We start from the raw sequence: 368 nt of genomic DNA, 5'->3' as shown, positions 1-368 counted from the left end.
CAAGTTCCGTCAGTCCCAGCCAGTTGAAGGGAAAATTAAAAACGCGACCGTCAGCCAAGCAGCCGGGCACTGGTATATCTCCTTTCAGGTCGAGCAGGAGACGCTTGAGCCAATTCACCCCTCCGGCTCAATGGTCGGGCTAGATGTGGGGATCGCCAAGCTCGCAACCCTGTCAGATGGCACGGTGTTTGAGCCCGTCAACAGCTTCAAAACCAATCAGATCAAGCTGGCAAGGCTCCAACGCCAGTTGAGCAAAAAGGTAAAGTTCAGCAGCAACTGGAAGAAACAAAAAGCCAAGATCCAGCGGCTGCATTCACATATCGCCAATACCCGCCGCGATTACCTTCACAAGGTCACAACGACTATCA

At 52.7% G+C, this 368-nt stretch carries 1 protein-coding gene; it reads left to right on the top strand.

Going from position 1 to position 368, the window contains the following annotated elements; translation table 11 throughout:
• Positions 1-368 (top strand): RNA-guided endonuclease TnpB family protein (locus MUW49_RS20590; protein ID WP_210539105.1); only part of this gene is annotated, 368 nt, incomplete at both ends.

Origin of the sequence: Aeromonas sp. LsrichE-8G, from assembly GCF_022869435.1 — a bacterium.
GTDB lineage: Bacteria > Pseudomonadota > Gammaproteobacteria > Enterobacterales > Aeromonadaceae > Aeromonas > Aeromonas caviae.
This window is presented reverse-complemented; position numbering and strand designations above follow the sequence as displayed.